General features: G+C 58.8%; 26 protein-coding genes and 1 riboswitch. Of the genes, 10 read left to right on the top strand and 16 right to left on the bottom strand.

Features of this window, described 5'->3' with window-relative positions; genetic code table 11:
- Positions 1 to 55: 55 nt before the first annotated feature.
- On the bottom strand, positions 56 to 1,186 hold the full coding sequence (locus LG294_RS01575; RefSeq protein ID WP_404288875.1) for a methyltransferase domain-containing protein: 1,131 nt from the start codon (positions 1,184 to 1,186) through the stop codon (positions 56 to 58).
- Positions 1,187 to 1,386: 200 nt separating this feature from the next.
- Complete coding sequence (locus LG294_RS01570; protein ID WP_404291842.1) at positions 1,387 to 1,701, bottom strand: hypothetical protein; 315 nt, start codon at positions 1,699 to 1,701, stop codon at positions 1,387 to 1,389.
- On the opposite strand from LG294_RS01570, the gene LG294_RS01565 reads away from it, so the two are divergent.
- Positions 1,583 to 2,326 carry an ankyrin repeat domain-containing protein gene (locus LG294_RS01565; RefSeq protein ID WP_404288873.1) on the top strand — a complete coding sequence of 248 codons (744 nt, stop codon included), beginning with the start codon at positions 1,583 to 1,585 and terminating at the stop codon, positions 2,324 to 2,326. The genes LG294_RS01570 and LG294_RS01565 overlap by 119 nt on opposite strands.
- Before the next feature lie 15 nt (positions 2,327 to 2,341).
- Here LG294_RS01565 and LG294_RS01560 read toward each other — a convergent pair whose 3' ends face one another.
- Positions 2,342 to 2,752: a YchJ family protein gene (locus LG294_RS01560; RefSeq protein WP_404288871.1), complete on the bottom strand. Its 411-nt coding sequence runs from the start codon at positions 2,750 to 2,752 to the stop codon at positions 2,342 to 2,344.
- A gap of 219 nt (positions 2,753 to 2,971) precedes the next feature.
- On the opposite strand from LG294_RS01560, the gene purS reads away from it, so the two are divergent.
- From purS to purL, 3 genes are read left to right on the top strand one after another with little or no spacing between them, the layout of a single operon-like run.
- The gene (purS, locus tag LG294_RS01555) at positions 2,972 to 3,223 is read left to right on the top strand and encodes a phosphoribosylformylglycinamidine synthase subunit PurS (protein ID WP_096285640.1); all 252 of its coding nucleotides are present in this window, start codon (positions 2,972 to 2,974) and stop codon (positions 3,221 to 3,223) included.
- The gene (gene purQ / locus LG294_RS01550; RefSeq protein WP_404288868.1) at positions 3,223 to 3,975 is read left to right on the top strand and encodes a phosphoribosylformylglycinamidine synthase subunit PurQ; all 753 of its coding nucleotides are present in this window, start codon (positions 3,223 to 3,225) and stop codon (positions 3,973 to 3,975) included. Before purS ends, purQ begins: the two co-directional genes overlap by 1 nt.
- Positions 3,972 to 6,287, top strand: coding sequence for a phosphoribosylformylglycinamidine synthase subunit PurL (gene purL / locus LG294_RS01545; RefSeq protein WP_404288866.1), 2,316 nt, complete (start codon positions 3,972 to 3,974; stop codon positions 6,285 to 6,287). The genes purQ and purL overlap by 4 nt, the downstream gene beginning before the upstream one ends.
- Before the next feature lie 91 nt (positions 6,288 to 6,378).
- On the opposite strand, the gene LG294_RS01540 is transcribed toward purL, so the two are convergent.
- Positions 6,379 to 7,161 (bottom strand): type 1 glutamine amidotransferase domain-containing protein, encoded by a 783-nt coding sequence (locus LG294_RS01540; protein ID WP_404288865.1) that lies wholly within the window; start codon positions 7,159 to 7,161, stop codon positions 6,379 to 6,381.
- Positions 7,162 to 7,517: 356 nt separating this feature from the next.
- On the opposite strand from LG294_RS01540, the gene LG294_RS01535 reads away from it, so the two are divergent.
- Both LG294_RS01535 and LG294_RS01530 read left to right on the top strand, forming a co-directional pair.
- A complete protein-coding gene (locus LG294_RS01535; RefSeq protein ID WP_404288863.1) occupies positions 7,518 to 8,561 on the top strand; it encodes a siderophore-interacting protein in 1,044 nt (347 codons plus the stop codon).
- Between the two features lie 66 nt (positions 8,562 to 8,627).
- Positions 8,628 to 10,370, top strand: coding sequence for a lipase family protein (locus LG294_RS01530; RefSeq protein ID WP_404288861.1), 1,743 nt, complete (start codon positions 8,628 to 8,630; stop codon positions 10,368 to 10,370).
- A gap of 146 nt (positions 10,371 to 10,516) precedes the next feature.
- Here the strand turns inward: LG294_RS01530 and LG294_RS01525 are convergent, their stop codons facing one another.
- Positions 10,517 to 11,092, bottom strand: coding sequence for a hypothetical protein (locus tag LG294_RS01525; protein ID WP_404288859.1), 576 nt, complete (start codon positions 11,090 to 11,092; stop codon positions 10,517 to 10,519).
- Between the two features lie 305 nt (positions 11,093 to 11,397).
- On the opposite strand from LG294_RS01525, the gene LG294_RS01520 reads away from it, so the two are divergent.
- The 3 genes from LG294_RS01520 to LG294_RS01510 all read left to right on the top strand — a co-directional run bounded on the left by LG294_RS01520 (position 11,398) and on the right by LG294_RS01510 (position 12,482).
- Positions 11,398 to 11,958 carry a hypothetical protein gene (locus LG294_RS01520; RefSeq protein ID WP_404291840.1) on the top strand — a complete coding sequence of 187 codons (561 nt, stop codon included), beginning with the start codon at positions 11,398 to 11,400 and terminating at the stop codon, positions 11,956 to 11,958.
- Positions 11,846 to 12,106, top strand: coding sequence for an HNH endonuclease family protein (locus tag LG294_RS01515; RefSeq protein WP_404288857.1), 261 nt, complete (start codon positions 11,846 to 11,848; stop codon positions 12,104 to 12,106). The genes LG294_RS01520 and LG294_RS01515 overlap by 113 nt, the downstream gene beginning before the upstream one ends.
- A gap of 169 nt (positions 12,107 to 12,275) precedes the next feature.
- Entirely contained in the window at positions 12,276 to 12,482 is a 207-nt protein-coding gene (locus LG294_RS01510) for a hypothetical protein (protein WP_404288855.1), read from the top strand.
- A 4-nt stretch (positions 12,483 to 12,486) separates the two neighbouring features.
- On the opposite strand, the gene LG294_RS01505 is transcribed toward LG294_RS01510, so the two are convergent.
- On the bottom strand, positions 12,487 to 12,843 hold the full coding sequence (locus LG294_RS01505; RefSeq protein WP_404288853.1) for a zinc ribbon domain-containing protein YjdM: 357 nt from the start codon (positions 12,841 to 12,843) through the stop codon (positions 12,487 to 12,489).
- A 193-nt stretch (positions 12,844 to 13,036) separates the two neighbouring features.
- Between LG294_RS01505 and LG294_RS01500 the strand changes: the two genes are divergently transcribed.
- Positions 13,037 to 15,253 carry a bifunctional metallophosphatase/5'-nucleotidase gene (locus LG294_RS01500; RefSeq protein WP_404288851.1) on the top strand — a complete coding sequence of 739 codons (2,217 nt, stop codon included), beginning with the start codon at positions 13,037 to 13,039 and terminating at the stop codon, positions 15,251 to 15,253.
- A gap of 72 nt (positions 15,254 to 15,325) precedes the next feature.
- Here the strand turns inward: LG294_RS01500 and LG294_RS01495 are convergent, their stop codons facing one another.
- The 10 genes from LG294_RS01495 to LG294_RS01450 all read right to left on the bottom strand — a co-directional run bounded on the left by LG294_RS01495 (position 15,326) and on the right by LG294_RS01450 (position 26,039).
- Entirely contained in the window at positions 15,326 to 16,693 is a 1,368-nt protein-coding gene (locus LG294_RS01495) for an FAD-dependent oxidoreductase (protein WP_404288849.1), read from the bottom strand.
- A 154-nt stretch (positions 16,694 to 16,847) separates the two neighbouring features.
- Positions 16,848 to 17,171 (bottom strand): putative quinol monooxygenase, encoded by a 324-nt coding sequence (locus LG294_RS01490; protein ID WP_404288847.1) that lies wholly within the window; start codon positions 17,169 to 17,171, stop codon positions 16,848 to 16,850.
- 5 nt (positions 17,172 to 17,176) lie between these two features.
- Positions 17,177 to 17,593: an MmcQ/YjbR family DNA-binding protein gene (locus tag LG294_RS01485; protein WP_404288845.1), complete on the bottom strand. Its 417-nt coding sequence runs from the start codon at positions 17,591 to 17,593 to the stop codon at positions 17,177 to 17,179.
- A gap of 84 nt (positions 17,594 to 17,677) precedes the next feature.
- On the bottom strand, positions 17,678 to 18,094 hold the full coding sequence (locus LG294_RS01480) for a CoA-binding protein (RefSeq protein WP_404288843.1): 417 nt from the start codon (positions 18,092 to 18,094) through the stop codon (positions 17,678 to 17,680).
- 78 nt (positions 18,095 to 18,172) lie between these two features.
- Positions 18,173 to 19,585, bottom strand: coding sequence for an NtaA/DmoA family FMN-dependent monooxygenase (locus tag LG294_RS01475; RefSeq protein WP_404288841.1), 1,413 nt, complete (start codon positions 19,583 to 19,585; stop codon positions 18,173 to 18,175).
- 1 nt (position 19,586) lies between these two features.
- Positions 19,587 to 20,810: an acyl-CoA dehydrogenase family protein gene (locus LG294_RS01470; protein ID WP_404288839.1), complete on the bottom strand. Its 1,224-nt coding sequence runs from the start codon at positions 20,808 to 20,810 to the stop codon at positions 19,587 to 19,589.
- Between the two features lie 50 nt (positions 20,811 to 20,860).
- Complete coding sequence (locus tag LG294_RS01465) at positions 20,861 to 22,483, bottom strand: ABC transporter ATP-binding protein (protein ID WP_404288837.1); 1,623 nt, start codon at positions 22,481 to 22,483, stop codon at positions 20,861 to 20,863.
- Positions 22,484 to 22,524: 41 nt separating this feature from the next.
- A complete protein-coding gene (locus LG294_RS01460; RefSeq protein ID WP_404288835.1) occupies positions 22,525 to 23,415 on the bottom strand; it encodes an ABC transporter permease in 891 nt (296 codons plus the stop codon).
- 16 nt (positions 23,416 to 23,431) lie between these two features.
- A complete protein-coding gene (locus LG294_RS01455) occupies positions 23,432 to 24,388 on the bottom strand; it encodes an ABC transporter permease (protein ID WP_404288833.1) in 957 nt (318 codons plus the stop codon).
- 10 nt (positions 24,389 to 24,398) lie between these two features.
- Positions 24,399 to 26,039 carry an ABC transporter substrate-binding protein gene (locus LG294_RS01450; protein WP_404288831.1) on the bottom strand — a complete coding sequence of 547 codons (1,641 nt, stop codon included), beginning with the start codon at positions 26,037 to 26,039 and terminating at the stop codon, positions 24,399 to 24,401.
- Positions 26,040 to 26,161: 122 nt separating this feature from the next.
- Positions 26,162 to 26,251, bottom strand: a riboswitch (SAM riboswitch).
- Positions 26,252 to 26,867: the final 616 nt, after the last annotated feature.

Genomic DNA, 26,867 nt, shown 5'->3' with positions numbered 1-26,867 from the left:
AAAGGTGGCCGGAACTTGTTAATGGTTCCGGCCACCTTTTGAGTTTTATGCGCGTTTAGGCTGCGGTGCGTTCCAGACGCACAATCACCTCGTAGTGATTAGTCTGCGGGAACATGTCCATGACACGAGCCTGCTTCGCGGTGAACTTGTCTAGCCATGCAAGATCCCGAGCCAAGGAAACCGAGTTGCAGCTGGAATACACCACATGCTGCACGGTCGAATCGTTGAGCCACTGTGCCAGGTCTGCTGTGATTCCCCGACGCGGCGGATTGACGATGACAGCCTCCGGCGCTTGCTCGGCAGCGAGCGCAAATTCGGTGGCATCCATGGCGGTGAACGTTGTGTTCTCCAGGCCCATCTCCTCCACCGTGACCTGCGCCGCGGCCACCGCCTCCGTGCTGGTTTCGATACCCTGCACCCGACGCCCGCCTTCGGCGCAGTGCAGTGCGAAGCCGCCTACCCCGCTGTAGAGATCCCAGAGGCTGGCAGGATTAGCATCGGTGATCCACTGGCGTGCCTGGCGGTACAGCGCGGCGGCGATCTCGGTGTTCGTCTGGAAGAAACCCTGCGGGCGCAGGTGCATCGGCACCCCATTCAGGCCGAATTCCAAGGTGGTGCGGCGGGTGAGGATGATTTCTTCTTCACCCTCCAAAACCGCCTTGTGCTCGGGCAGGAAATTCACCGAAACCACGCTATAGCGCGGCAGCAGCTCGAGGAATTGAGGCAGCGAATCACGCAGGGCCACGAAGTGCTTCTTGGTGCGCAGCACCCAACGCACCATCACCGCTCCGGTGTCCGAAAGAGTGAGGATGACATGCTTCAGCTGTCCTTTGCCCTTAGGCACGTCATAAGGGATGAGCTTCAATTCCTTGATGAAACGCTCGATCACCGGGAACAGCGCGCGCAACTCCGGAGCGCATACCCCGCAGTTGCGCAGGTCTACACCGTGGCCGTCGGCGTCAAGGATTCCGATGGTGGGATTCTCGGTGGTTCCGGAGATCACCATTTTCGCCTTGTTGCGGAAGCCCGATTCAGAGCTGGCCTGCGGCGGCAAAAATTGCAGTTCTGGGAACTGCGCGAGCGCGGTGGCGCAGTGGTCGGCTTTGGCCTGGAGCTGGTCAACGTATGGCACCGGCATTTGGGTGCATGAACGGCAACGTCCGGCAGAGAAGTAAAGGCATTCCATGGTGACTCCAATTTTAGCGAAGAAGCCTGAGCGTGGGGCGCAAAGCGATTTCGGCGGTTATTGACCGCAAATTTTCAGCTTTCCCCGATATGCTCACTAGCAGATCGACATTCGGCAAGAACTTCACCGGTACCGGAAAACTTCGGATCCTTGAAAGGAAAGATGGCACTTCGACACGCGCATTCCACGCAACTACGTGGCTACGCAATGCTAGCTCTCCCCTTGGCAGCCGTAATTGGAGCCTGCAGCAGTTGCGCTTCCTCAGCCCCCCAAGCGGACCCGGTCCCGTCGGCCATCTCTTCCAGCAGCTCGGCGAATCTGCCCGTGCAAAGCCCGGCAGCTGCACCCTCCAACGCGCCGAGCACGCCTTCTGCTGCCGCTAGTTCCAGCACCAAAATGGCGACCAATCCCGCCGCAAGTGCAAGCGCAAGCGCCAAACCGAAGACGAGCCCCACTGCTTCCCAAAAAAGCGTCGCTCCGTTGTCCAGTGCAGCCACCTCCGGATCTGCAAGCATCAAACCGTTGACACAAAGCGGCCCGATACACTCGACCTCCACAGCTGCCCTATTTGCCGCCGTTGCGGAAAGCAATATCAAGTCGGTGCGTAAATCCTTGAAGGATGGCGCCGAGCTGGAAGCCAAAGACGCTCGGGGAAACACCCCGCTGATGCGTGCGGTACTCAATCGCGATCAACAGGTTGCCAAGATGCTGCTGACGGCTGGCGCTAATCCGAACTCAAAAAACAAGTCTCAGGAATCACCGTTCCTGCGAGCCAGCTCCCTTGGACTCGAGGAAGTGCTGCGTTCTGCTCTTGCCCGCGGCGCCGACGTCAACAGCGTCGACCGGCTGGGTAGCAGCGCATTATTTGTAGCCAGCGAAGCCGGACAGGTCGAATCGGTGCGTGTTCTGCTGCAGCACGATATCCCTTTGGACAAGGTCAATGACCTTGGCTGGAGCGCCCTGCATGTAACCATCTCTTTAGGGCAGGGATCGAATAGTTCACTATCCATCGCTCGCCTGCTGTTGGCCGCCGGAGCGAATCCTCACCTGACCGATCCGTCCGGGTCCAATGCCTTCGAACTTGCCGAGAAGCGCAACCTGCCGCAGATGCTTGCGGCGCTGCGCAGCTCAAGCAAATAAGCGCGGCGGTCTCCGTTACAGGGCGTCGACGTAGAACCAGGCGCCGTTTTCTCGCACGAATGAACTGACTTCTCGCTGGCTGCCCCGGTTTTGGCCGATGCTGTAGTGCGCCTCGAATTCCACAACACCACGTGTCGCGGTGGCACCGCCTGCGCGGGTTGCATGTATTTCCAGACCCAACCAGCGCATTTGGGAGTCCAGCTCAAGATCATTGGGCCTGGAGGTCTCATGCCAGGTATCAAGAAGGTACCGGCGCAAACCCAAGACAAAGGCGCTATAGCGCGAGCGCATCAGCTCTTCGGCCGTGTCAGGGAGCGTCATCAGGTTGCCGCGTCCGTCATGAAAGGCCTGGCAGCATTGCGCATAACTGCGCTGCGTTGCGTCTAGTTCACGGCAGGGACAGCTGGTTTCCTTGGAGTTTTGCACATATCCAGCTTACTTGCATGCTCCGGTGACCCAGCCCACGAGCCGAATATCACAGGACTTATTCGCCGCTAAACAGTTAGTTGCACACACCCCTGCGTTTTGCGCGTCACATACCCGGTAGACTTGTTAAGCAAGCTCGCGGAGCGCCATATCCCCTTGGTGTGAGACGGCAACTCCGTGTGGCATTTAACTTAACCTCGCCAACAGGAGATATGCCGGATGCCCCGCATCGTTGTAGATGTCATGCTCAAGCCAGAAATCCTTGACCCTCAGGGCAAGGCCATTGCGGGAGCACTTCCCCGCCTAGGCTTCACCTCCTTCGAAGCTGTCCGCCAGGGCAAGCGCTTTGAACTCACCGTCAACGGCGAGGTGACCGAAGAAATCCTCGCCCAGGCGCGAGAAGCGGCGGAGACCCTGCTGTCGAACCCGGTCATCGAAGACGTTGTCAACGTCGAGGTAGTAGAAGACTAATGAGCACCGAACTTCCTTTGATTGGCGATTATTCAACGCCAACTTCCGAACTTTCCGGAGCGCGCATCGGCGTGGTGACCTTCCCGGGCACCCTCGATGACCGCGACGCCGCTCGTGCGGTGCGCGCAGCCGGTGCCGAAGCGGTGTCCCTGTGGCACGCCGACACCGAACTGCAGGATGTCGACGCCGTGGTGATCCCCGGCGGCTTCTCCTACGGCGACTACCTGCGCGCCGGCGCGATCTCCCGTTTCGCGCCGATGATGACCAAGATCGTCGACGCCGCGAACTCCGCTGCGAAGCTGCCCGTGCTGGGCATCTGCAACGGTTTCCAGATCCTCACCGAGTCGCACCTGCTGCCCGGTTCGATGATCAAGAACGACCACCTGAAGTTCCTCTGCCGCGATCAGCTGCTGCGCGTGGAGAACAACCAGACCGCGTGGACCAATGGTTACGAGCTGGGCCAGGAAATCACCATTGTGCTGAAGAACCAGGACGGCCAGTATGTGGCCGACGAAAAGACCCTGGACATGCTTGAGGCGGAGAACCGCGTGGCGTTCAGCTACGTGGGCTGGAACCCGAACGGCTCGCGCCGCTCAATTGCCGGCATCTCCAACGCTGCGGGCAACGTGGTGGGCCTCATGCCTCACCCGGAGCACGCCATCGAAGCCGGTTTCGGTCCTGATCACCGCGGCACCGACGGTTTGACGTTCTTCACCAGTGTTTTGACCCACCTCGTTGGAGGCAAGAAGTGAGCCAAGAAGTCACCAAGGAATTCAATATCGACACCGTCGATAACGCGGCAGGTACCCCGAATGTGGAACTGCCGTGGGCCGAACTGGGTCTGAAGGACAACGAGTTCGCGGAAATCGTCAAGATTCTGGGCCGCCGCCCAACCGCGGCCGAACTGGCCATGTACTCGGTGATGTGGTCCGAGCACTGCTCGTACAAGTCCACCAAGAACCACCTGCGCCAGTTCGGTGAAAAAGTCACCGAAGAGATGAAGAAGGACCTGATGGTCGGCATCGGCGAAAACGCCGGCGTCACCGACCTGGGCGACGGCTGGGCCGTGACCTTCAAGATCGAATCGCACAACTCGCCTTCCTTCGTCGAACCGCACCAGGGTGCGGCCACCGGCATCGGCGGCATCGTGCGCGACATCATCTCCATGGGCGCCCGCCCGATCGCCGTGATGGATCCATTGCGTTTCGGCGCGATCGACCACCCCGATAGCCAGCGCGTGGTGCACGGCGTGGTATCCGGCATCGGCAGCTACGGCAACTCGCTGGGTCTGCCGAATATCGGCGGCGAAACCGTATTCGACCCGATCTACCAGGGCAACCCGCTGGTCAACGCCTTGGCAGTGGGCGCATTGCGCCACGAGGATCTGCGCCTGGCCAACGCCTCGGGCGTGGGCAACAAGGTCGTGCTCTTCGGCGCGCGCACCGGCGGCGACGGCATCGGCGGCGCTTCGGTGCTGGCCTCGGAGTCATTCGACGACACCAAGCCATCCAAGCGCCCAGCGGTGCAGGTCGGCGACCCGTTCGCTGAGAAGGTGCTCATCGAGTGCTGCCTGGAACTGTTCAAGGCCTCGCTGGTCGAGGGCATCCAGGACCTGGGTGCGGCAGGCATCTCCTGTGCTACCAGCGAGCTCGCTTCCAACGGCGAGGGCGGCATGCGTGTCGAGCTCACCGATGTGCTGCTGCGCGACCCGACCCTGACCCCAGGCGAAATCCTGATGTCGGAGTCCCAGGAACGCATGATGGCAGTGGTCACCCCCGAGAACGTCGCGGCTTTCGAAGCCGTCATGGCCAAGTACTCCGTGGAGTACTCCTGGCTCGGCGAGGTCACCGACACCAACCGCTTGATCATCACCTGGGATGGCGAAGTCATCGTGGACGTGGATCCGAAGACCGTCGCCCACGACGGCCCGGTCTACGACCGTCCGTATGCCCGCCCCACCTGGCAGGACGCCCTGCAGGCAGATACCTTCAAGGCTTCGGAGGCCGGGGCGAACCTGCCAGCCACCGGTGAGGAACTGAAGGCTGCCCTGCTCGAGCTGATCGCCAGCCCGAATATGTGCGACAAGTCCTGGATCACCCGCCAGTACGACCGCTACGTCGGTGGCAACACCGCGCTGGCTTCCCCGGATGATGCAGGCGTGGTCCGCATCGACGAGAAAACCGGGCTTGGCGTTGCCATCGCTACCGATGCCAACGGCCGCTACACCTACCTGGACCCTTACCTGGGTGCCCAGCTCGCGCTGGCCGAGTCCTACCGCAACGTCGCCACCTCCGGTGCGATCCCTGCGGCGGTCTCGGACTGCCTGAACTACGGCTCCCCCGAGGATCCGGATGTCATGTGGCAGCTGGCCGAAGGTATCCGCGGGCTGTCCGACGCCTGCAAGGTGCTCGGAGTTCCGGTGACCGGCGGCAACGTATCGCTGTACAACCAGACCGGTACCACCGCGATCCACCCAACCCCGGTGGTTGCGACTCTGGGCAAGCTGGACGACGTGGCACGCCGCACCCCATCGGGCTGGCGCGAAGAGGCCGACGGCCAGGCGATCTACCTGATCGGCGAGACCTTTGACGAGCTGGACGGTTCCGAATTCGCCAACCTGCGCGGACACCTCGGCGGTTTGCCTCCGAAGGTTGATCTGGAGGTTGAGAAGGAACTCGGCTCGATCCTGATCAATGCCAGCCGCGACGGCATGGTCGACGCGGCACATGACCTTTCCGAGGGCGGCCTTGCGGCCGCGCTGTCCGAAATGGTTCTGCGCTACGGCGTTGGTGCCCGTGTGGCTCTGGACGACATCAAGAAGCGTGACGGTCTGGATTCGTTCACCGCACTGTTCTCCGAGTCGCAGTCCCGCGCATTGGTTGCGGTTCCGCGTAGCGAAGAGGTTCGCTTCAACGACATGACCAGCGCCCGCGGTGTGACCGTGGCCCGCCTGGGCATCGTAGATGCGGAATCGAAGGCCTTGGAGGTACAGGGTGAATTCACCGTGTCCGTCGAAGACCTGCGTACCGCGCACGAAGGCACCATGGAGAAGTACTTCGGTTAAGCCTCCGCGCTAATATCTGAAAACAGTGGCGGCCCGTTTCCTTTACCGAGGAAACGGGCCGCCACTGTTTTCGTGCTGATTCTTATCTGGTTTAGTGATGCTTTTGTTCGCCATGATCCTTGCGTGACGCCGACTTTTTGGCATCATGATCGGCCCGGACGTCTTGGGCATCATGTTCCTCGGCGGCCTTCTCCTGCTGAATCACTTGCGCAAAGAGCTTCTCCATCTCCTTGGCGACACCAGCGGCAGAGGCCGGATTCTGGCCGGTGACAAGACGTTCATCGACGACAACTTTTTCTTCGAAGTTCTCGGCCGCTTCATGGGTTGCCCCTTGCTCGACCAGCTTGTCGACTAGGAGGAACGGAACGATCTTGTCCTTGCCGACTGCGATCTCTTCTTCGTTGGTGAATGCCGCGACGGTTCTTCCCTCGACCAGGCGGAAGCCATTTTTCAATTCGACGTCGAGCAATCCTGCAGAACCGTGGCAAACGGCGCCCACCAGTCCCCCGGCGTCGTAGACGCTGGCTACAAGCTTTTGCAGCCCTTCATTCTCGGGGAAGTCCCACATGGTGCCATGGCCACCGACCAGGTAAACGCCGTCATACTGCTCGGGATCCACCACTTCAACCCGAGCCGTGTTGTAAAGGCCCGCCCGCGTAGCCTCATTCTGCGTGAATGCCACTTGAATTGGGTCCTCGGTGTCCACCGTATCCTGGGGAGGCTGTCCACCCTTGATCGAGGCAAAGTCTACGAAATGCCCGGAGTCTCTAAACACTTTCCATGGATGCGCGGCCTCAGCTACGTTGTATCCGGTTTTTTCTCCCGTGTCGCCAATCTCGGAAACGCTGGTTAGTACCATGAGGATTTTCTTCATGATGTGCTCCTTTCACCCGATTCCCAGCCTATGCAGGTGCCATTCATCTGGCTACCCTATTCCAGATAGCTCTCGGCTAAATCTCAGGGCATGCCCTGGGAGAGTTAAGATTTCTTGCTCTTGAAAGCCTCCTTCCCGGTGCGATGTCCGCCTAGTCGAACGATAGGACCACTGAAAGTGGGTGCGGCACCTTGCACCTCCTTCCCAGAAGGACTTGTTTGAGCCACTTAGACAGCGCACACTCAGATCAAGAACATTTCCAGTGGACGAGAGAGCCGGGAGCACAGGTCGTGTCGAAGCATCATAGATACAGTAAGCACGCTCCACAATTAGTAGTCTCCGCACCGGAGCACTTCATGTTGCAGACGATTAATCGTGCCGAAAGAGCTGGTGGCAAACTTGGCTACAAAATTGCCAAGAAGGAACTGAAAAACGCGCGATATGAAGGATTCGAGCTATCCGAGCAGCAATCGGAGGAACTGCTCGTAGCTGCAGAACGCGCCGGCGCCGCGGCAGCAGTGGCTGCTGCACGACGCATGCTGGGTAAGAGCCTGCATAAGAAACAGGGCAAGTTGCCCGGTGAGAACACCGGGCACAACCAGAAGATCCGCCCCGATCGCGCCGAGGTTGCCGCACGGAACCAGGGTACGGGCCAACATGTGTTGACGGTCAAACGCGTGGAACATTTGAGTTCGGAAATGATCCGGGTGATCGCCGGTGCGGATCAACTCGCCGGATTCCGTCCGAACGGGAAGGCAGATCAGTACGTCAAGGTGTACTTCGCCGATCGCGAGCTCGGGCTCACTGCTCCCTACGACTTGAAGGCATTACGTCATCAGCTTCCACGCGATCAGGTTCCACGTACGCGCTCCTACACCATCCGCTGGGTCGATCGGCCTGCAGAAGAGCTGGCCATTGACTTCGTGGTGCATGGTGACCGTGGATCCGGTGGGTCTTGGGCCGCAAAGGTGTCGCCGGGCGACTCCCTGGTAATCTCGGGTCCTCGTGGCAAATTCACTCCAAGCACGAAAGCCGAGTACTACCTGTTCGCTGCCGATGAGGCTGGAATTCCAGCGGTTTCCGTGGCGCTGAGTATGTTGCGAGCGGATGCGCAAGGAATTGCATTGCTGGAAGTCGCCGATGCCGCGAGCGAGTTTGAAATCGATCATCCCGTCGGGATCGAACTGAGATGGTTGCACCGCAATGGTCTTCGCCCGGGGACCAGCGATCTCCTTCCGCCGGCGCTTCATGCGCTGGGCCAGCCCAGTTCCGGCACTAGCGTAATGGCGCACGCGGAACGATCCACCGCGAAAGCCATCTCGAATATCACCGCCCAGTGGGGTCTGAATAAGAAATACGTCCACGTTTCTTCCTACTGGACGCTGCGGCGCCAGCGCTAACCCTGGAGGTCAACGCGCGATACCGTAGGGAGCAGTATCTTTTTGTAGCGAACCGAGGATCAAATAATGAGGCTGCTCCCCCGCGCCCGGCGACTGCTCAGCACCGCCGGTGGGTTGTTATTGATCATGATCGGATTAGCGCTGATTGCCAATTCGGCAACTTCCGTTTCTCTCATCATTTTGTTGCTGTGCTCAGGGTTGGTTCTCACTGGCCTATTGCGATTACCGGACGCTTGGCAAGCTAGCAGTTGGCGCGCCGCACATCTCACGGGGGCCGTTCTACTGGTCCTCGCTGGAATCACGCTGCTCATCTGGCGCTCCGCCACCCTGCCGATGCTTGCTTTGCTCGTCTCGCTAGCTCTTCTGACCGGTGGGCTGCTCAGAGCGCTACCGGTAGTTCAAGGTGAGCGAAAACCCTCGGTTCGTGGCGTATTGACCGTGCTGGTTGGGCTATTTGCTTCGGTTCTCGTGATCTTCTGGCCTCGGCTGTCGCTGTGGGTACTCGGTGTCACCTTTGGCGGGTGGCTTGTCCTCTTGGGACTGCACAGCTTATTCGAGACTTTTGCTCATCGACTTCCCAAGGCTCCTCGCTGGGTATCCCGGATGGGACAGACCGGCCTCACCCTGGCCATTGCCGGTTGCCTAGTGCTCCTGCTTGCCACCGGTGCTGCCACCGCTTGGCTCCATTCCAACAATGAACGAGCGGTTCCCGACGAGTTCTACCTGCCACCGAGCGCGGTTCCAGATGAACCCGGCCGGCTGATCCGTTCCGAAGTGCTCGAAGGAGAGAAACTGTCCGGAACCCAAGCCTGGCGCATCCTCTACACAACCACTCTGGCAGATGACACCCCCGCAGTATCCTCGGCGGTCGTCACCGTTCCGCTCCAAAATTCCGATGCGGAGCATCCAGTAATTTCTTGGGCCAACGGCACCAAGGGAATCATTCCGCGCTGCGGGCTGTCACAGTCAGCAGCTCCCTACGAAGACGGACCCAGCGGCGCACGCGATGCAATTTTGAAGTCTGGTTGGGCTGTAGTTGCAACCGATTATGTCGGACTGGGAACCAAGGGCCCGCATCCTTATCTGGTGGGTGAATCCGAGGCCTACGCGGTCCTGGATGCCACTCGTGCGGCGAGTGAGCTTCCAGATGTGAATCTAAGTAAGCAGACGGTGCTCTGGGGGCATTCACAAGGTGGTCATGCCGCTCTCTTCGGTGCGGAGAACGCCGTGAGCTACGCTCCTGAACTGGAGGTACTCGGTGCTGCAGGGATGGCCCCGGCAACCGATCTGACTCGTCTTGCGACAGGAATCAAGAATGAGGCTTCAGGAAAGATCGTCACCAGCTATATTGTCTCTGCTTGGGACGAGGTCTACCCCGATCTGGATATCGCCGCACAACAAAATTCCTCGGTCCGATCCGCTGTCGATCGCATCTCGCAGTTGTGCTTCTCCGGCAAAGACGCACTCAGCGCCCTAGCGACGAGCTCTCAACTGTTCGACGCGGTCATCGGCGAGGAGGCCTTGGACGGACCCATCGGAGATCTTCTGCGTGAGAACTCGGTGCCCCACTCAATTTCTGTACCAGTCTTTGTTTCACAGGGAACTGCTGATTCGTTAGTGCTCCCTTCCATGCAGCGCGGTTGGCGCGACGGCGTGTGCGAGGCCGGAAGCGACTTGCTCTACCGCGAATATGATGGACTAGAGCATGTTGGACTTGTCGAAGTGGATTCGCCGTTGAATCACGACCTCGTGCAATGGACCAAGGCGTTGCTGACAGGGCAACAAGAACCTGGAAATTGCGCTCGCTAACTGTCAGTTGACGGAGTGTTCGGAACTGATCGGCAGCCTAGCGCCAGTCACCTACACGAGCTGCTTTTGTGCTCAATTGTTTTCGTGGTTGGATTCCAGAGAATTTTCTCAGGCGATCCGCCACCGAAAAGTCTTGCGGGCGCCGGCTATCGGTACACGTAGAACTCGTACCGGCCGCGGACAGTTTGCCCCGGTTCAATGTTTATACGGATCGATTCGGCCGATTGCTTCAGCGCGAAGCTGGTTTCAAACGTCGCCAACGGTATCCCACATTCGACAGTGGATTGCGATACTTGCTGCTCGTTTGCAAATGTATTCAGCTTGATGCTGCCAGTACCCAAGCAAGCGAAGACCACAGAATAGGTTCCCGCTGCATGATCGGACCAGTCCTCCAAGCTATTTCCCATAATCCCGGACTCGGTCGCGGCGTCGAGGTAGTCACCGAGCCCAAACAGAGTCTGGACATTTTCCAAGTCGAAACGATCTTGATCGATGAGGCTGCGATTGGTTGCGTCTATCACCGCACTCAGAATCGGTTCTGGAGCGCTGTAAAGGTCGTCCTCGACGACTGCTTGTTCTTCTTCCCAGGCAGAGAGCTGTTGTTCGTGTTTTGCTATCGCGTCGTCGACGATGGCTTGTTTTTCCAACACTGAGGCTGGCGTGCTGTTGCAGGCGCTCAAAGACATCGCCAAAATGGCCAGTGCTGGCAAGGTCTTTTTCATCTTGAGCGCTCCTTTCGTCGACGCCCAACTCAATGCGTCTTCCCAAAGATTATTTCATTGGATGATCCTAAACAATACTTGTCAGAGCAAAAAGTGAACTACTAACGTTTCTTCAGATCAGTCATAAAAATATCTGTTGGCCGCTGCGAGTAATGAATTGATGCCAACCTCTCAGATTCCGCCGGAATCATCTCACATTTGAACACACAGCTGAACACCCGGGCTTGTCGGTACCTGCGAATAGAGTTCTACGAGTGGATGACAAATCCACCTAAGCATAATCGAAGCAGGAGAATTCCCCGGGCATGCGCTTATTGCGTCGCACTACTTCCATCACATTAATTGCCGCCACTCTTGCTCTGAGCGCGTGCACTTCACTTGGATCGTTTGATCTTTCAGAGCTCCAGCCCGAGCCAACTACCCAGGCTGCAACGACGCTGGGCGACAAAGAACAGTTCGCGAAGTCGCTCACGCTGCTCGAGCAAATCGACAGCAAGGGACGAGCCCCGAAAACAGGTTATACGCGGGATCAATTCGGTAAGGGCTGGAAAGACCCGGACCGAAACGGCTGCGATGCGCGCAACGACATATTGGCGCGCGATTTAGAGGATGTCATCTTCAAGCAGGCGCGGGTTGACTGCGTGGTGCTAAGTGGCATTTTCCATGACCCCTACACAGGAGAAACCATCAACTTTGAGCGCGGACAAGGAACCAGCTCGGAAGTCCAGATCGACCACGTAGTTGCATTGTCCGATGCCTGGCAAAAAGGGTGCGCAGAAGTGGGACGCCCAGACTCGGCTCGAATTCGCCAACGATCCGTTGAACCTTCTCGCCTCGGACGGATCGGCAAATGCCTCGAAGGGTGACAAAGATGCAGCCACTTGGCTTCCGCCGAACAAGGGTTTCCGTTGCGCCTACGTTTCACGCCAGACTCAGGTAAAAGCAAAATATGGCGCATGGATGACCCCGGCAGAACACGCAGCAATCGCCAAAACACTCAGGTCATGCCTGTAAAACTCCGGCAATCATGTAACCCTCATACGAAAGGATGAGGGCAATAGGCCATAATTGCACCAAAAGTTTTATATTCAAAGAGGGAGGCCTGTGGCAGAATTGTATTAGTCCAGCGTTTTGGGAATAGATCCCGGCGCGACGATCATGAATCTACAGAAACTGGTGCGCCATGAAGGCACGACTGCTCGGCTCGATACTCCTAGCCGTCAGCGTCTGCGTCTTCATGCTCGCTCTAGAGGTTCCGCAACGTGAAATCGCGACCGCCTGCTGGGTGACCTCATCGCTGATGTTCATCGTTTCGGCAATGATTCTGGTGACAAGCACGCTGGAGAGATCCGAAGTAACCGCTGGCGATCCGCACCGCCGAAAGCTGTAGCGAACTAAACCTTCTTGACGATGGAAGATTTCAGTTCCATCGGGCCAAAGCCATCAACCTTGGCGAAGATATCATGGTCACCGCTGCCTGGGGTCAGTCGAATATTGCGCACCTTGGTGCCGGATTTAAGCGCACCTTGCGCGCCCTTGACCTTCATGGTCTTCACAATGGTCACCGAGTCACCATCCTGCAAGACATTGCCAACTGAGTCCTTGATTTCTGCGCCCCCGGCATTACCATCTTCTTCCCCAGAAGCCTGTGCGTTCCATTCATGCGCACATTCGGGGCAGACAAGTAGCGAGTCCATGGAATACGTGTATTCGCTAGAGCACTCGGGGCACGGCGGCAAAGTTTCACTCATAACCAGAATCTTATCAACGCTCGTCATCGTTGGCGGAGCCCGGGGCTACCGCGCGGCGAGCCGGGACGTATCGAGCACATGGCCGGCCGCCTAATCTCCGAGTTGATGGACAAATTTCACGAGAAGTCATCGACAGGTTCACCTGCATGCGATAGACATGATGCATGTCACTCGCACACTACTAGGAGGATCTATGTCTGCATTCAGGCAGATAAGGAACACTGGACTAGCTTCGCTAGCCGCATTGTCCCTGCTCACTTCGGGCGCAATTGCCGCACAGGCGACCACCACAGATGAGACTGCTGCTGGTGAAATCGTCACTCTCGACCTCGTCGGGATCAACGATTTCCACGGTCGCATCGCAGCCGACCGAGACTCGGTAGGCGCCGCGGTACTCGCTGGTGCAGTCGATGCCCAGCGAGCAGAGAACCCGAACACCTTGTTCGTCTCGGCCGGCGATAACATCGGGGCTTCAACCTTTGCCTCCGCTTCTCAAGACGACGTACCGACCATCGATTCGCTTGTCACCGGCGGCTTGGACGCGGCAGCTGTGGGCAACCACGAATTCGACGGCGGATTTGCGGACCTCAGCGGGCGAGTCATCGAGCGCTTCGGACAGAAATCCGGTGTGGATGGCGCCGACTTCGCGCTGGGCGCCAACGTTTATGACAAGGGAACCAAGGATCCTGCCCTGCGTGAATATGCAATCCGCGAGGTCGCTGGACTGAGCGTCGGAATCATCGGCACTGTAACCGCCGATGTCCCTTCGCTGGTCAGCCCGAACGGCATCGCTTCCCTTGACTTCGGCAGCGAGTTGGAAGCCGCCAATCGCGTCTCGGCTCAGCTTTCGGATGGTGACGAGTCAAACGGCGAAGCCGACGTACTGGTCCTGCTGACTCACAACGGGTCCGACAGCGACAGCTGCGACGTCATCGCCGCGGAGGACAGCGACTACGGCACACTGCTCCGAGATGCTAGCCCCGAGATCGACGCAATCTTCTCCGGCCACACGCATCAGGCGTACAACTGCGACATCGCTGGCCGATCGGTCATCCAGGCGCACCAGTACGGCACTACGCTGGGCAAGGTCTCCCTCAAGCTCGACGCCACCACCGGTGAGGTCGTAAACAGCGCAGCCGAACTCCTCCCGCTGGCAACCGAAGACGCCAACGGCGATTGGACACCGAACTTCGAGGCAAATGCCGAGGTTCAGGCGATTGTCGATGAGGCCGTAGAAAAGTCTGAAGAAGTCGGCAGCGTTCAGGTTGGCCAGATTTCCGCAGATATCCTGCGCGGCGGCGAAGAGCCAGGATCCGACCGCGGTGTCGAGTCGACACTTGGAAATTCCGTGGCAGACATTCACCTATGGGCCACCTCAAACGAGAACTTCGCTGGAGAACCAGCAGAAATCGCATTCATGAACCCAGGCGGCCTGCGCGCCGATCTGCTCTACGGCGAAGACGGCACGGTGACCTACAAGGCCGCCGCAGATGTCCAGCCCTTTGCCAACACGCTGATCACCTTGGATATGACCGGCGAACAGATCCGTGAGGCCTTGGAACAGCAGTGGCAGCCGGATGGCTCGGAGCGTTCCAAACTGCACCTGGGCATCTCCGAAGGACTGGAGTACACCTATGTAGAAGACGCAGCTGCCGGCGAGCATATCAAGGACATCACCTTCAACGGCGAACCACTCGATGAGAGCGCGACGTTCAAGGTCGCAGCCAACGCATTCCTCGCAACCGGTGGAGATAATTTCGCCGCTTTCGCCGAAGGCACCGGCCATGCGGACAGCGGTCAGATCGATCTGGACGCCACCGTGAACTACTTCGAGTCCCACGACGTAGTTTCCCCTGCACCATTGGGCCGGGCCACCCTGTCGGGTACCGACTGGGCCACCATTGAACTCACGCCATCCGAGGTCGTCGCCGGTGACAGCGCTCAGGTCTCCGTCGCAGGTCTCGAAGAAGGTGCTGAACTAACTGCTTCCGCTTTCGACGGCGAATTGGTAGTTGATGAAATCCCTGCCGCGGATGCAGAAGGCAAGACCTCCTTCGAGCTTGCAATTCCTGCCGATGCAAAGGTTGGGGCGAACTCGCTGGTTGTCTCTCAGATACAGCATGAAGACATTTCGGTGGACTTCAGCGTGATCGAAGCGGCTGTGAAACCGACTCCGAGTGCTGAACCATCCGAAGATCCTAGTGAGGAACCTTCACAGAGCCCTTCGCAGTCGCCAAGCGCAACGCCTTCCGAAGACACCGAGAAATCACCTAGCGAAAAGCCTCGCGACAAAGATTCCTTAGCGGACACCGGATTCGCCGCTAGCTGGATCGGCATCGCCGCAGGAGTGGTGCTGGTCGCCGGCATCATCTTGCTGGTGATTCGCAGCCGCAAGAAGAACACCCACTAAGCAAGAACGCACGGACCAACGGCACCTCGGAATCCATCCGGGGTGCCGTTGGTCTATGCCAGGAACTATGACCTAGTCGAAGTTCGCTAGAACCTCGTTCAAGGCCTCGGTGGAAGATGGATGGGTAAAGATCGAATCGCGCAGCGTGCTGGCTGTGATCCCAGAACGCATGGCTAGCGCCACCAAGTTGATGACCTCTTGGGCATCTACGTGCATCAGCGCCGCACCTAGTATCTGGTCATTGTTTCGATCCACCACAAATTTGATGATGCCTCGCGGATCCCCCACAATTTTCGGCCGTGGCATGGCCGCGATGTCTGCGACTTTTTTCACGGCCACTTTAATATCCAGCCCCTGGGCTCGCCCCTGGCCTTCGCTTAGACCCACCCGAGCCAGGGGCGGGGTGGTGAACATGGTGGTTGGCACCGCGGCCCGGTCTTCGAGGCTCCGCTCGCCTTCCCCCAAGAGCTGGTCTTTGAGGATCCGGTTGTCATCTAAAGAAGTGTAAGTGAACTGCGGCCCACCGATTACGTCGCCCAATGCGTAGATCCCCTCCGCGCTGGTTGCCAAATGCTTGTCAACCTTGATCTCGCCCCTATCGCCCAAACGAACGTCGGTCGTTGCTAAGTTCAGCGACTCGGTGGCAGGGGTTCGCCCAAGTGCGAGGAGCACCGCGTCTGCTTCGACGCTGCGCTCCATTCCGTCTTGTTCATAGGTCACCGTTACCTTTTCGGCGTTCTGGCGCAGCGAGGTGACGCTAGCGGAACTGAAAATGTCCACTCCGGCATCAGATAGAGCCGCAAGCACCTCGGCGGCAACGTCTTCGTCTTCGCGCTTCAAAGGTCGCGTTCCGCGATCCAGCACGGTCACCTCGGAACCGAATTGCGCGAACATGGAAGCGAACTCCAGCCCCACATAACCGCCACCGACCACAAGAAGCTTTGCGGGAAGCGCAGCATGTTGCAGAGTTGTTGAGTCGTGGATTCGCCCGCCGACTTCTGCGCCGTTAATTGGCGGAACGGAAGGTAGCGCTCCGGTGTTGATGATGATCTTAGGGGCACTGAGCTCCAAAACTTCCTCGTCGCCCACTACCTTGATGCTATGCGGCCCGGTGAAGCTGGCACTACCCGTGAACACCATGACGGAGTCCAAATCGTTGAGCATCGAGAAGTTCTTTTGACGCATCTTCGCGGTCAGTTCATCGCGGCGTTTGACTGCTCTGTCGAAATACTGGACGTCTGCACCGTTGCCCCGGTGCTGTTCCGCGTCATGGATCAAGGTCTTCGTTGGGACACATCCAATGTTGATACAGGTGCCGCCGTACATCGTTGCCGACTGTTCAACAACAGCCACCCGTTGTCCCGCGCGAGCTAGAGTTCCTGCCAGTGTTTTGCCGCCCTTGCCCCAGCCAATCACGATGACATCAAATTCTTTAGCCACAGCTGTGTCCTCCCGTTTGGTTTCCTGCTTCCATCCCGAGTCTTCTCCGTGAGTAGTTCCAAAGCAACCTTTGGACTTGGGAAAATAAGAAAGGCGCGGCCCGTAGCTGGAACTTATTCCAACTGCGGACCGCGCCGATTCTTTGTCTGTCAGATTAGCCGATCTGAAGCTCGCCCATTTCGTCCCAGTTTTCGCCCTCGATCTTGCGCGAGATGATCTTTGGGGTCTCCACAAGCAGGGGACGCATGGACTCAAGCCCGGCTGCGAAGTGCTCCGAGTTAACGTGGGCCGACGCGGCTTCGTCATCGCGGAAGGCTTCGACGAGAACGTATTCGTTCGCGTCTTCAACACTTCGCGACCAGTCGAACCACAGGTTGCCTTCCTCAGCGCGGGTAGCCTGAGTAAACTGCGCAACGTGGGTCATGAAGCTCTCGGAGAATTCCGGCTTTACTTGATATTTAACGACGATGAAGTACATGTAATTCAGTCTAGTGAATCGTTCGCAATTTTTGTTTGCATTCGGATGAACTCTCGGTCACGCTTCGGCATGCCCTCCACCACCAAGTCATAGGAGTCCTCAACGAGTTCCCGAAGGTGCTGAAATTCCAGCCCCGGACGCACCGAGTTCCAATGTTTTTTGCTCATATGATATCCGGGGATGATCTGGTCGTATTCGCTGCGCAGCTGGTCTGCAATCGCGGGTTCGCATTTGAGATTCAGCAGCAGTTCACCCTTGTGCACCATGAGCAACCCGAATATCTTGGCTTTCGCTCGGTCGCGGCCGGCGACTTTGAATACGGTGCTGTCTTCACCGAAGGGATGATCCTCGAAAGCCCCGGGCAGCTCTAGGCAGAGGGTACGCCACCGTTCGTGGAGTTCTTCAATCGAAGTTTCGGCCATCGATCTGCCCCTTCGTTTATGTCACTGGGTTGTTCCCTGCCAAGGTACCAAACTCTGCCAGCGGGCTCTGACGAGATTTAATTTTCAGAGAAACGGGTATTCTATTTTTGGGCAGGTATCCATGACAACTTCAAGGCCAGCATCTTTCGCCCGCTGAGCGGCAGCGTCGTCTCTGACGCCCAATTGCATCCAGATGGCTGATGCACCGACGCTGATCGCTTGGTCGACGATGTCTCCAACCTTGCTTGAATTCACGAAACAATTCACCACGTCGATCTTTCCAGGGATGTCCGCGAGCTTCGCATAGCCGCGTTCTCCGAGGGCACTTTCCGCGCGTAGGGACACCGGAACGATGCCCATACCCAACTCGTCGCGCAGGAACCTGGCAATCGATGGCGCCACGCGGTGCGGGTTGGCGCTCAATCCCACCACAGCCCACCGTGCCGGCGTTGTTAATAACCGCCGGATCAGCTCGGGATCATTGACCTGGTTTTCGTTCATGTTCGTCACCATACAGGGTTTGGATGCCAAAAGGCCGCCGCTGCACAACGAGCACCGACGGCCTAAACGCCCTGTTTTCTAATGCTGAAGCGCCGCTTCGGCATTCGTTGCCGACAATTCACCAAAGGCACCACGGTACTGCGCGGCCGGGTGGTTCTCCGGAAGCTTATCCCCGCGCCCAAAGACCTTCTCACGCAGGCTGCCCGGAGCGTACTCGGTCTGCGCCAGTCCGCGGCGTTGCAGTTCGGGCAGGAGCCCCTCGATGAAGTTGTCATAGGAACCCGGCAGGATGTGGTTGATGACGTTCAGCCCGTCGATCCCCGCATCCTGCCATTCGAGCAGCTTGTCGGTGATCTGTTCCGGGGTTCCCACAATTTGCTGGGCCTTGGCCCGGTAATGCGCGAGGTCGCGCAGCGTAGGGTTACGGCCCGGCGTGGAAGCCAGCGCTGCTTCCAAAACGCCTTGAGCACCCTCGGTTTTCACTTCGCCCAGCGGAGTGTCCAGGTCCAAACCGCCCAGATCCACGCCGATGCCGCCACCAATGTGGGCGATGATCGCATGCGGATCAAGGTACTGGTCGTATTCGGCTTCCAGCGCCTTGGCTTCCGCCTCGGTGGAACCGACCACGAAGGACAGCCCCGCGAAAACCTTCAGATCCTCGCGGCTTCGGCCCGCGGCATTCAGGTTCTGCGTCAACGAAGCGACTTTTTTGGCCACATACGCCGGATGCGGTGCGAAGAGGAAGGTTGCCTCGGCATGAGTGGCCGCGAATTGGCTTCCGCGAGGCGAGGAGCCCGCCTGGAAGAGGAAGGGTGTGCGCTGGAGGCTAGGTATCGCCTGGTGCGGACCGTCGATCGAATAGATCTCGCCACGGTGATTGATCTTATTGATGCGTGCCGGGTCCGCATATATCCCAGTGTCCTTATCGGCCTTCAGCGCGTCATCTTCCCAGGACCCCTCCCAGAGCTTGTACGCGGCGTCAACGTATTCCTCGGCCCATCCATAGCGGTCATCGTGAGCCATGAGGTTCTTCGCACCAAAGTTGCGATGCGTATTTTCCAACACGCTGGTCACGATATTCCATCCCACTCGTCCCTGGGAGAGATGGTCCAGCGTGGAAATCTGCCGCGCGAATTGGAAGGGGTGAGACTGAACGACCGAACTGGTCATCGCCAGTCCGATCTCCTTGGTGCTGGCAGCCAACGCCGAAAGCAGCACCATCGGGTCATGGCTCGGGATCTGCATTCCCTTGCGTGCCAGGGAAGCCCAACCTCCTTCGTGGTCGCCATACAAGCCTGCCACGTCGGCGAAGAACAGGTTGTCGAACTTCGCATCCTCCAGCTTCTTGGCCAGATCAACCCAGAGGCCCAGCTCATGGAATCGGTCTTGCTGGGCTTCTGGATGACGCCACATTCCGCCAAGGATATGGCTGGAGGTGTTCATCAGAAAAGCCGAAAGGATGAAACGTGGTCGCGTTTCGAAAGTACCCAATTTATTTTGCTCCCTTGGCTTCGCCGATTGAGTTGAGCCCGGTCGGGATGGTCCCGTTGATGAAGTAGTCCCCTACTGCACGAGCTTTGAAGGCGACCGGGTTATGCGTGGCAACGGTGCGTGCGTTGCGCCAGTAGCGGTCTAGCGACTTGCTGGTGGACACCGCCGAGGCGCCGGTGACGTCGAATAGTTCGCTCGTCGCATCGAGCACCAGCTTTGGCGTGAGCACATGTGCCTGCTGCACCGCGATCTCCGCGCGCAGGAAGGCGGCTTCGCTATCCAGGTTCAGCGCCGGGTCATGTGCAGCATCCAGTTCGCGAGCCGCGCTGACGACAATGGCTTCCGCCGCGTTCACATTCGCCGCAAGCCGGCCCACCAATTCCTGAATCTGTGGATCGTTGCGGAACAATTCGCCGGATCCTGTATTAAAGGTGCGAGTACGAGTTGCAACGATGCGCGCGGCCTCGTCGCGTGCGGCCTTGCCGATGCCGGCAAGCACCGCGAGCAGGCAGAGTTGGAAGAAGGCGGGCTCCAGCGTGGAGGCGACTTTGCGCTGAAGGATATTTGACTCTTCAACGTGAACACCGGTGAAAATACCGGTTCCGGTACCTGTCAGTGGCTGGCCGAAGCCGTCCCAGTCATCAAGGATTTCCACACCTTCGGCATGGCGCTCAACGATTGCGTACTGGCGGCCCTCGACGCCATCCGTGGAGGCCATCACGACCACCCAATCGGCGAAGATCGAGCCGGTGGTGTAGTACTTTTCACCGTCCAGGACCCACCCTTGGGCATTCTTGCTCAGTTTTGTATTGGTCTCCCCCAGTGCGTTGCCGCCACGTTCGGTGGCTGCGTTGCCGAAAATCTGACCTGCAAGCACGCGGGGGAACCAGCGGTCTTGGAACTCTGGGGGTTGCAGCGCGATGGTTTCGACGAATGAGAAGTGGCTGCGCAGCAGGTGGGCGACGTTTGAATCGGCGGCTGCCAAATCGATCAACAAGCGGAAAAGATGCTCATGGCTGACCGGATCTCCACCGTGGCTGCGCGGCACGCGCAGCGTGGTGAAGCCGGCATCCTTGAGCCACTGAACCTGCTCGAATGGGAGGATTCGCTGTTGCTCACGCCGTGTAGCGTCCACACCCACGCGGGCGAACACCGGAGCGAAACGCTCAGCCAGACGCTGATAGGTGGCTTCGGAGCTCAGGGATTGGCTGAGGTCAATGCTCATGTGCTTCTCATTCCTTTTCACTGGAAATCTATTGGGGATGAATTTGCCGCTTAGGCGCTGCGCAGGTGCTCGAATTCGCGCAGCACCGCTCCGGGGTTCGCCGCAAGCAGTGTGCGCGTGTATTCGTGGGTCGGGTTGGAGAACACCTGCTCAACGGTTCCGGTTTCAACGAGTTCGCCGCGGCGCATAACTCCCACCCGGTGGCTGATCCGCTCGACCACATGCAGGTCATGGGAAATGAATAAGTAGGTCAATTGCTGTTCTAGCTGGAGCCGATCGAGCAAGTTGAGGATTTGTTCCTGGGTGAGCACATCGAGCGCGCTCAACGCCTCGTCGAGGACCAGGATCTTCGCGCCGCATGCCAGGGCGCGGGCGATGGCCACTCGTTGGCGCTGGCCACCGGAGAGTTCCGGCGAGCGCTTGGCCGCAAGCTCCGGGGCGAGATTCACCTGCGCCATCAGCTCGTTCGTGCGTGCTTCACGCCATGCCGAATCGCCCAGCTTGTAGTTGCGCATCGGCTCTTGGATGATCGAACGGACGGTTTGACGGGGGTCCAGAGCCGAGTCGGGATTCTGGTAAACCAGTTGCGCCTCGCGCCACAGCGCGTAGCGCTGCTTGCCGCCGATTGAGGTGATGTCCTGGCCGTTGACTTCGACGCTGCCTTGGCTCGCGCCAAGAAGTCCCATGATGATTTTCGCCGTCGTCGACTTACCCGAGCCCGATTCTCCGACAAGCGAGAAGGTCGTGCCGCGCGCCACCTCAAAGCTGACCTGCTGGACCGCCTGATGCGCCTTGGAACCCTGGCCGAACTCCTTGCCAAGGTCCGTAACGCGGATCGCCACGTCACCGCTTCCGGCCGCCTCGCGGCGCGAGTTGGTGGCATAAGCCTGGTCGAGCAGGGCCTTGGTGTAGTCGTTGGTGCTGTTGGCAATCAGTTCGCGGACCGAACGGTCTTCGAGCACCTTTCCACCGTTCATCACCAGCACCCGGTCGGCAATATCGGTAGCTACCGCGAGGTCGTGGGTGACGAAGAGGACCGTGGTCCCCTTCTGCCGGGCGAGGGATACGAAGACTTCAAGCACCGTGCGCTGCACGGTGACATCCAGTGCGCTGGTTGGCTCATCCGCGATCAGCAGCTGCGGATTCAGCGCGAAGGCGATGGCGATCAGCACCCGTTGCTTCAGCCCGCCGGAGAGTTCGTGCGGGTACTGGCTCAGACGTTCTTCCGCCCGGTCGATCCCAACACTGGCCAGTAGTTCCACAGCCTTTTCGCGCCACTGGTTCTTGGGCACCGAACGGTTTGGGTGCAGGCGAAAAACCTCGATGAGCTGAGAGCCGATGGTCTTCACCGGGTCAAGGGAGGCGCCTGGATCCTGTGGGACCAGCCCGATACCGGCACCGCGGATGTCGCGCCATTGGCGCAAGCTCAGCGCGGTGACTTCGGTGCCTCCAAAACGGATGCTGCCAGTGGTGCTGGCGTCCTGGGGAAGCAGCCCGATCAGTGCCTTGGTCAGCGTCGATTTCCCTGAACCCGATTCGCCGACGATAGCCACGATTTGTCCGGCCGGGATTTCGAGGTTGATCCCCTGCGCGGCGAGGGCACCTTGGGCGTAGCGCACCGAAAGATCTTCGATGCGTACTACCGGGTTGCGCTTGGTGTTCGTGGTTGTCATTACCTGATTCCCTTCACAAGTTTTTGGGTACGCGTTGCGGATTAGAAGCGGAATGCCTTATTAATTGCCCGGCCAAGCACTGCGGTGAGCATGACTGCCGCGACGATCACCAGCCCCGGAAGGGTGGTCAGCCACCAAGCGACGGTGAGGTATTGGCGGCCTTCGGATATCAGCAATCCCCATTCGGGAGTTGGCGGTGGTGAACCGAAACCCAGGAAGCCAAGCCCGGAGATCGCCAGGATCGCAGCTCCCAGGTCGACAGCTAAGAGGGCGAGCACCGGGCCAATCACATGCGGGATGATGTGGCGGCGCAGCACGGTGAGGTAACCGCCGCCGCTCATCAGCGCCGCCTGCACGAAGTCACGCGAGCGTACGCGGAGCACCTCGGTGCGGACAAGCCTTGCAAAGGCTGCGATCGAGGCGATGCCCACTCCGAGTCCCAGCGAGAATGGGCCGGGCTCGGTCGCGGTGACAAGGATCAGCGCGATCAAGAAGGCAGGCACCGCCAGCACCACGTCAACGAAGCGCATCGCGACGGAGTCCGCGAATCGCCCGGCGGTTGCGGCGAGCAGTCCCAGCAGGCTTCCCACCACGCTGCCGATCAGGCAGGCAAGCCCGGCCGTCATGAGCGTCTGGCTGGTTCCGTGGATCACCCGGGCATAAACGTCACGGCCCAGATGATCGGTTCCGAAGGGATGAGCCAGCGATGGTTCCGCGAGCTTCTGCTGCGGTACCCCGGTGAGCGGATCCTGCCCGGTGAACAACCCCGGCGCTACTGCCCAAGCGAGCAATATCGCCAAGGGGATGAGTACCCACCAGTTCCCCAACCAGCCAAACAGCTTGCCGCCACGCGTAGCGGTACGCGCCGGGAGCAATCCGGCGCCCGGGGCTAGATCCACGGCGGTGTTGCCTCGTTCGGTCAAAAGACTCATGATCGTTTCCTTTTCCCTATGCTGCCAGTGCGCGAGGCGAACCGGCGTGGGCGGTAATGATGCGCGGATCAAGCTTCGGGTGAATCAAGTCGACGAGCAGATTCACCGCGGTGAAGGCGGCGGCGGTGAGCAGCACCAGCCCCTGCACCAGCGGGATGTCCTGCACCGTGACCGCTTGCAGCACCAATTGGCCCAGGCCGGCGCGGGCAAATACCGTCTCGGTAATAACGGTTCCGGCGAGCAGCGTGCCAATGGTGATACCTGCGATGGATAGCGCCGCCGGGGCGGCGTTTTTCAGGGTGTGGCGGTAGAAGATCCACGCCTCGCTGGCTCCCTTGGCCCGCAATACGTCGACGAAGGGCTGAGTGTTCACTTCGTGCACGCTCTTGATCAGCACCTGCGCCATGGGTGCGCTGAGGTGGATGGCCAAGACGAGAATCGGCACCGCCAGTGCGAGGAACGAACCGTCCGGAAACAAAGACATCACTCCGAGCTGAACCGCGAACACCTGGAGCAGCACCAGACCGAGCCAGAACACCGGGATGGAAATCATCAGCGGTGGCAGATTCAGCAAGGCGTTGCGTACCCGGGCGCGGCGCGACAGGCTGGCTGCGGCGGTCAACGCGACCGCCAGCACCAGGGCCAAAGCGAAGGCGCTTCCGGCGAGCACCAGGGTGGAGCCGATGACTTCACCTATACGGGTGGTCACCGCCGAGCCTGAAGACAAGGAATAGCCTAGGTCTCCGGTAAGCAATGCACCGAGCTGGGTGAAGTACTGCACGATCAATGACTGGTCATAGCCGTAGTAGGCCTTCATCTGTGCGATGGTTGCCGGGTCGGCGGACGCATCAGCGGAGAGGAAGATCGTGACCGGGTCGTTCGGCAGTGCCTGCACCGCGAGGAAGACCGCGGTATAGGCCAGCAGGATCACCAGCAGTGCCTGTCCGATGCGTTGAACTATGTATGCACCCATGATGAGTCCTTTAGCCGTTGCTCTTCCAGGCGCCCTGGAAGATTGGTGCGGTGCCGGAGGTGAAGTCGATGTGCGCGTCCTTGTTGGCTCCGTACACTTGGACTTCGTCCCACAGCACGAGGGTCAATGCCTTGTCAAGTACCAACGCACGCTGCTCTTCACCAACGAGTTTCAGATGCTCTTCCTCGGTGGTCGCCGCCTGCTCGCGGGTGAACAACGCGTTCAGTTCCTTATCGGCATTCAGCGTCTGGTTATTAGTCGCTGGTGCGTACACCGGCCCCAGACCGCCGTAGGCGAACTGGCGCGTTCCGAAGAATTCGATCTGGTCATCGACCATCGCGTTGGTCAAGAATGAGTTGTCCGCTGCACGGTTCACCAGCTGCACACCGATCTCACGCCATTGCTGTTCGATAAGTTCAAAGGCTGGTTTGATGACAACGGAGTTATTGGAACTGGCCACCGTTATTTCCAGCTTCTCGCCGTCCTTCTCGCGGATTCCGTCCGCCCCGACGGTCCAGCCCGCTTCTTCAAGCAATGACTTGGACTTCTCTGGGTCATAGCCGAGTTCGGCAGACAGATCCACGAAGCCCGGTGCCTGGTGGTTGAGGATCGAGCCTGCAAGCACATAGCTGTCCGAAAGGACCGTGTCTTTCAGCGCCTGGCGGTCGATGCCAACCTGCAGCGCCTTGCGCACCTTCGTCTCGGCCAGCTTGCCCGAACCGATGCGAATCGCGGCGTGATTAGCCGTCAGGTCAACACCAGGGGCGGCGAAGATCTGTCCGCCGCCAGCGCTGAGCACTTCTTCGTCAACCGGTTGCAGGCCGCGAACCAAATCCACCTGACCGGACTGCGCCGCTCCGGCACGGTGTGCCACCTCTGGCAAGTATTTGATGACTAGTTTTTCAAGGTAGGCATCGCCTTGATTCTCTGCTGTTGTCGGTGCCCAGGCGTAGTCATCGCGGCTGGTGAAGACTACTTCCTCATCTGGCTTTTCGGATTCGAAGACGAACGGACCAGAACCGACGATCTGCGATATTGCGGTTTGCCCTGCATTATCCAGTTTCAGGGTGCCCGGGGATACCAGCCCGGCGGTCACCGACGAGGTGGAGCGCAGGAAGTTTGCATCCGGTCGTTTGAGCGTCACCTTGACCTTATTTTTGCCGAGGACCTCGGAACTTTTGTAGGCGGAAAAGTCGACGTTCGGCTGAATTTGCGCGGATTCAACCCCTAGGCCCAACGCGTCCAAGTTTTCCTTCACTGCTTTGGCGTCCAATGGCGTACCGTCCGAGAACGTGACTCCATCACGAATGGTGAAGGTGAATTCGGTCTGTGCCTTATTGGCGGCGAAATCGGAGGCAATCCAGCCCACGAGCTTGCCGGATTCAAGGTCGAAATAGGTCAACCGGTCCAGCACCGAGTTCAGCACATTCGCCTTCTCATAGAAGCGGGCGGCTTGGGTTTGCCAGTTATTGATCGGGGCAACTTCGGCGAAGGTGAACGTTCCACCTTCTACGGGCGTTCCTGCATCCGCGGCGGTTGCCGGGTCGGAGCTGTTCGCAGTGGACGCGCTGTTGCCGCCGCAGGCGGTCAGCGCGAGACCAAGTGCTGTGAGTAGTGCTGCGGCCTTCAGGCTCAGTGGTGCGTTGCGCATTTTCTGGTGTTCCTCTCGGTAAGTTCCCGAGGATTACGCCGAAATCCCGATCCTTCCGCAGTACTGCGGGGCGGGAAGAAGACAGACTTCTCCCCTGTGCGGACCGTTGCGAAATCTAGCAATCTCCATCGGTCCTGGCCTTAGCACCGCTCCCTCAGGGATGGTTGCTGCAACGTCAACGAGCCAGGTCTCTCAGTCGCTCTGGATGGTTATCATTCGGTGTCTTTGCCGAACAATTTAAGTCTGCGTCCGCAGGTGCGGTGTGACCAACCATGACGTTACACGCGCGTCATGAAGTCATTTCCGTACACACTTCGGGCCGAAAACAGGCCACAAAGCTAGTCACGAATCGTCACAAGGCACTTCGTGACGCGACTCAAAATATTTCCTTGACAGCAGCATCGTCTGTCCGAGTTGTCCTGGACGAAATTTTCTGAATAACCGCAAAAGACCAGCCGGAACCAAAACGGTTCAAGCTGGTCTTTTTACATCTGCACCAGTGCTCGGTCTATAACTGTTAAGTTGCCGCTTTAGGTGGCAGTTCGTGCAGTTCCAGTAGAGGAACCTTCACCGACAACAATTGATATCAACAACTGTCTTGCCTTCGCCTGAACGGGTCAAGATCTTCGCCTAGCGTCCACAGCAGCATGTTGGCCCAGAAGTCCAAGGATCTTGCCAAGTGCTGCGATGAAGATCTTGTCGTGAATCTTGGTCAATCCTGCGGATTCCGGTTCCAGTGAGTCAGTGTCACCCCTGACCAGGGTCGACGCGTTGTGGCCGAGTGCTGCCTACGCAGTGACAATCACGTGCGACGATACGCACTGCGGG

Origin of the sequence: Glutamicibacter arilaitensis (genome assembly GCF_044793945.1) — a bacterium.
GTDB lineage: Bacteria > Actinomycetota > Actinomycetes > Actinomycetales > Micrococcaceae > Glutamicibacter > Glutamicibacter arilaitensis_B.
The sequence above is the reverse complement of the archived record's forward strand: the minus strand, read 5'-3'. Positions and strand labels throughout refer to the sequence as shown.

Bases quoted from the DNA above. Each gene is read 5' to 3' on its own strand.
- LG294_RS01490 (WP_404288847.1), bottom strand. From the start codon at position 17,171: ATGTACTTCATCGTCGTTAAATATCAAGTAAAGCCGGAATTCTCCGAG.
- LG294_RS01500 (WP_404288851.1), top strand. From the start codon at position 13,037: ATGTCTGCATTCAGGCAGATAAGGAACACTGGACTAGCTTCGCTAGCC.
- LG294_RS01485 (WP_404288845.1), bottom strand. From the start codon at position 17,593: ATGGCCGAAACTTCGATTGAAGAACTCCACGAACGGTGGCGTACCCTC.
- LG294_RS01525 (WP_404288859.1), bottom strand. From the start codon at position 11,092: ATGAAAAAGACCTTGCCAGCACTGGCCATTTTGGCGATGTCTTTGAGC.
- LG294_RS01460 (WP_404288835.1), bottom strand. From the start codon at position 23,415: ATGAGTCTTTTGACCGAACGAGGCAACACCGCCGTGGATCTAGCCCCG.
- LG294_RS01570 (WP_404291842.1), bottom strand. From the start codon at position 1,701: ATGCTTGCAGATCCGGAGGTGGCTGCACTGGACAACGGAGCGACGCTT.
- LG294_RS01470 (WP_404288839.1), bottom strand. From the start codon at position 20,810: ATGAGCATTGACCTCAGCCAATCCCTGAGCTCCGAAGCCACCTATCAG.
- LG294_RS01465 (WP_404288837.1), bottom strand. From the start codon at position 22,483: ATGACAACCACGAACACCAAGCGCAACCCGGTAGTACGCATCGAAGAT.
- purQ (WP_404288868.1), top strand. From the start codon at position 3,223: ATGAGCACCGAACTTCCTTTGATTGGCGATTATTCAACGCCAACTTCC.
- LG294_RS01515 (WP_404288857.1), top strand. From the start codon at position 11,846: ATGCCTGGCAAAAAGGGTGCGCAGAAGTGGGACGCCCAGACTCGGCTC.
- LG294_RS01505 (WP_404288853.1), bottom strand. From the start codon at position 12,843: ATGAGTGAAACTTTGCCGCCGTGCCCCGAGTGCTCTAGCGAATACACG.
- LG294_RS01535 (WP_404288863.1), top strand. From the start codon at position 7,518: ATGTTGCAGACGATTAATCGTGCCGAAAGAGCTGGTGGCAAACTTGGC.
- LG294_RS01520 (WP_404291840.1), top strand. From the start codon at position 11,398: ATGCGCTTATTGCGTCGCACTACTTCCATCACATTAATTGCCGCCACT.
- LG294_RS01575 (WP_404288875.1), bottom strand. From the start codon at position 1,186: ATGGAATGCCTTTACTTCTCTGCCGGACGTTGCCGTTCATGCACCCAA.
- LG294_RS01480 (WP_404288843.1), bottom strand. From the start codon at position 18,094: ATGAACGAAAACCAGGTCAATGATCCCGAGCTGATCCGGCGGTTATTA.
- purS (WP_096285640.1), top strand. From the start codon at position 2,972: ATGCCCCGCATCGTTGTAGATGTCATGCTCAAGCCAGAAATCCTTGAC.
- LG294_RS01510 (WP_404288855.1), top strand. From the start codon at position 12,276: ATGAAGGCACGACTGCTCGGCTCGATACTCCTAGCCGTCAGCGTCTGC.
- LG294_RS01450 (WP_404288831.1), bottom strand. From the start codon at position 26,039: ATGCGCAACGCACCACTGAGCCTGAAGGCCGCAGCACTACTCACAGCA.
- LG294_RS01530 (WP_404288861.1), top strand. From the start codon at position 8,628: ATGAGGCTGCTCCCCCGCGCCCGGCGACTGCTCAGCACCGCCGGTGGG.
- LG294_RS01455 (WP_404288833.1), bottom strand. From the start codon at position 24,388: ATGGGTGCATACATAGTTCAACGCATCGGACAGGCACTGCTGGTGATC.
- LG294_RS01565 (WP_404288873.1), top strand. From the start codon at position 1,583: ATGGCGACCAATCCCGCCGCAAGTGCAAGCGCAAGCGCCAAACCGAAG.
- LG294_RS01540 (WP_404288865.1), bottom strand. From the start codon at position 7,161: ATGAAGAAAATCCTCATGGTACTAACCAGCGTTTCCGAGATTGGCGAC.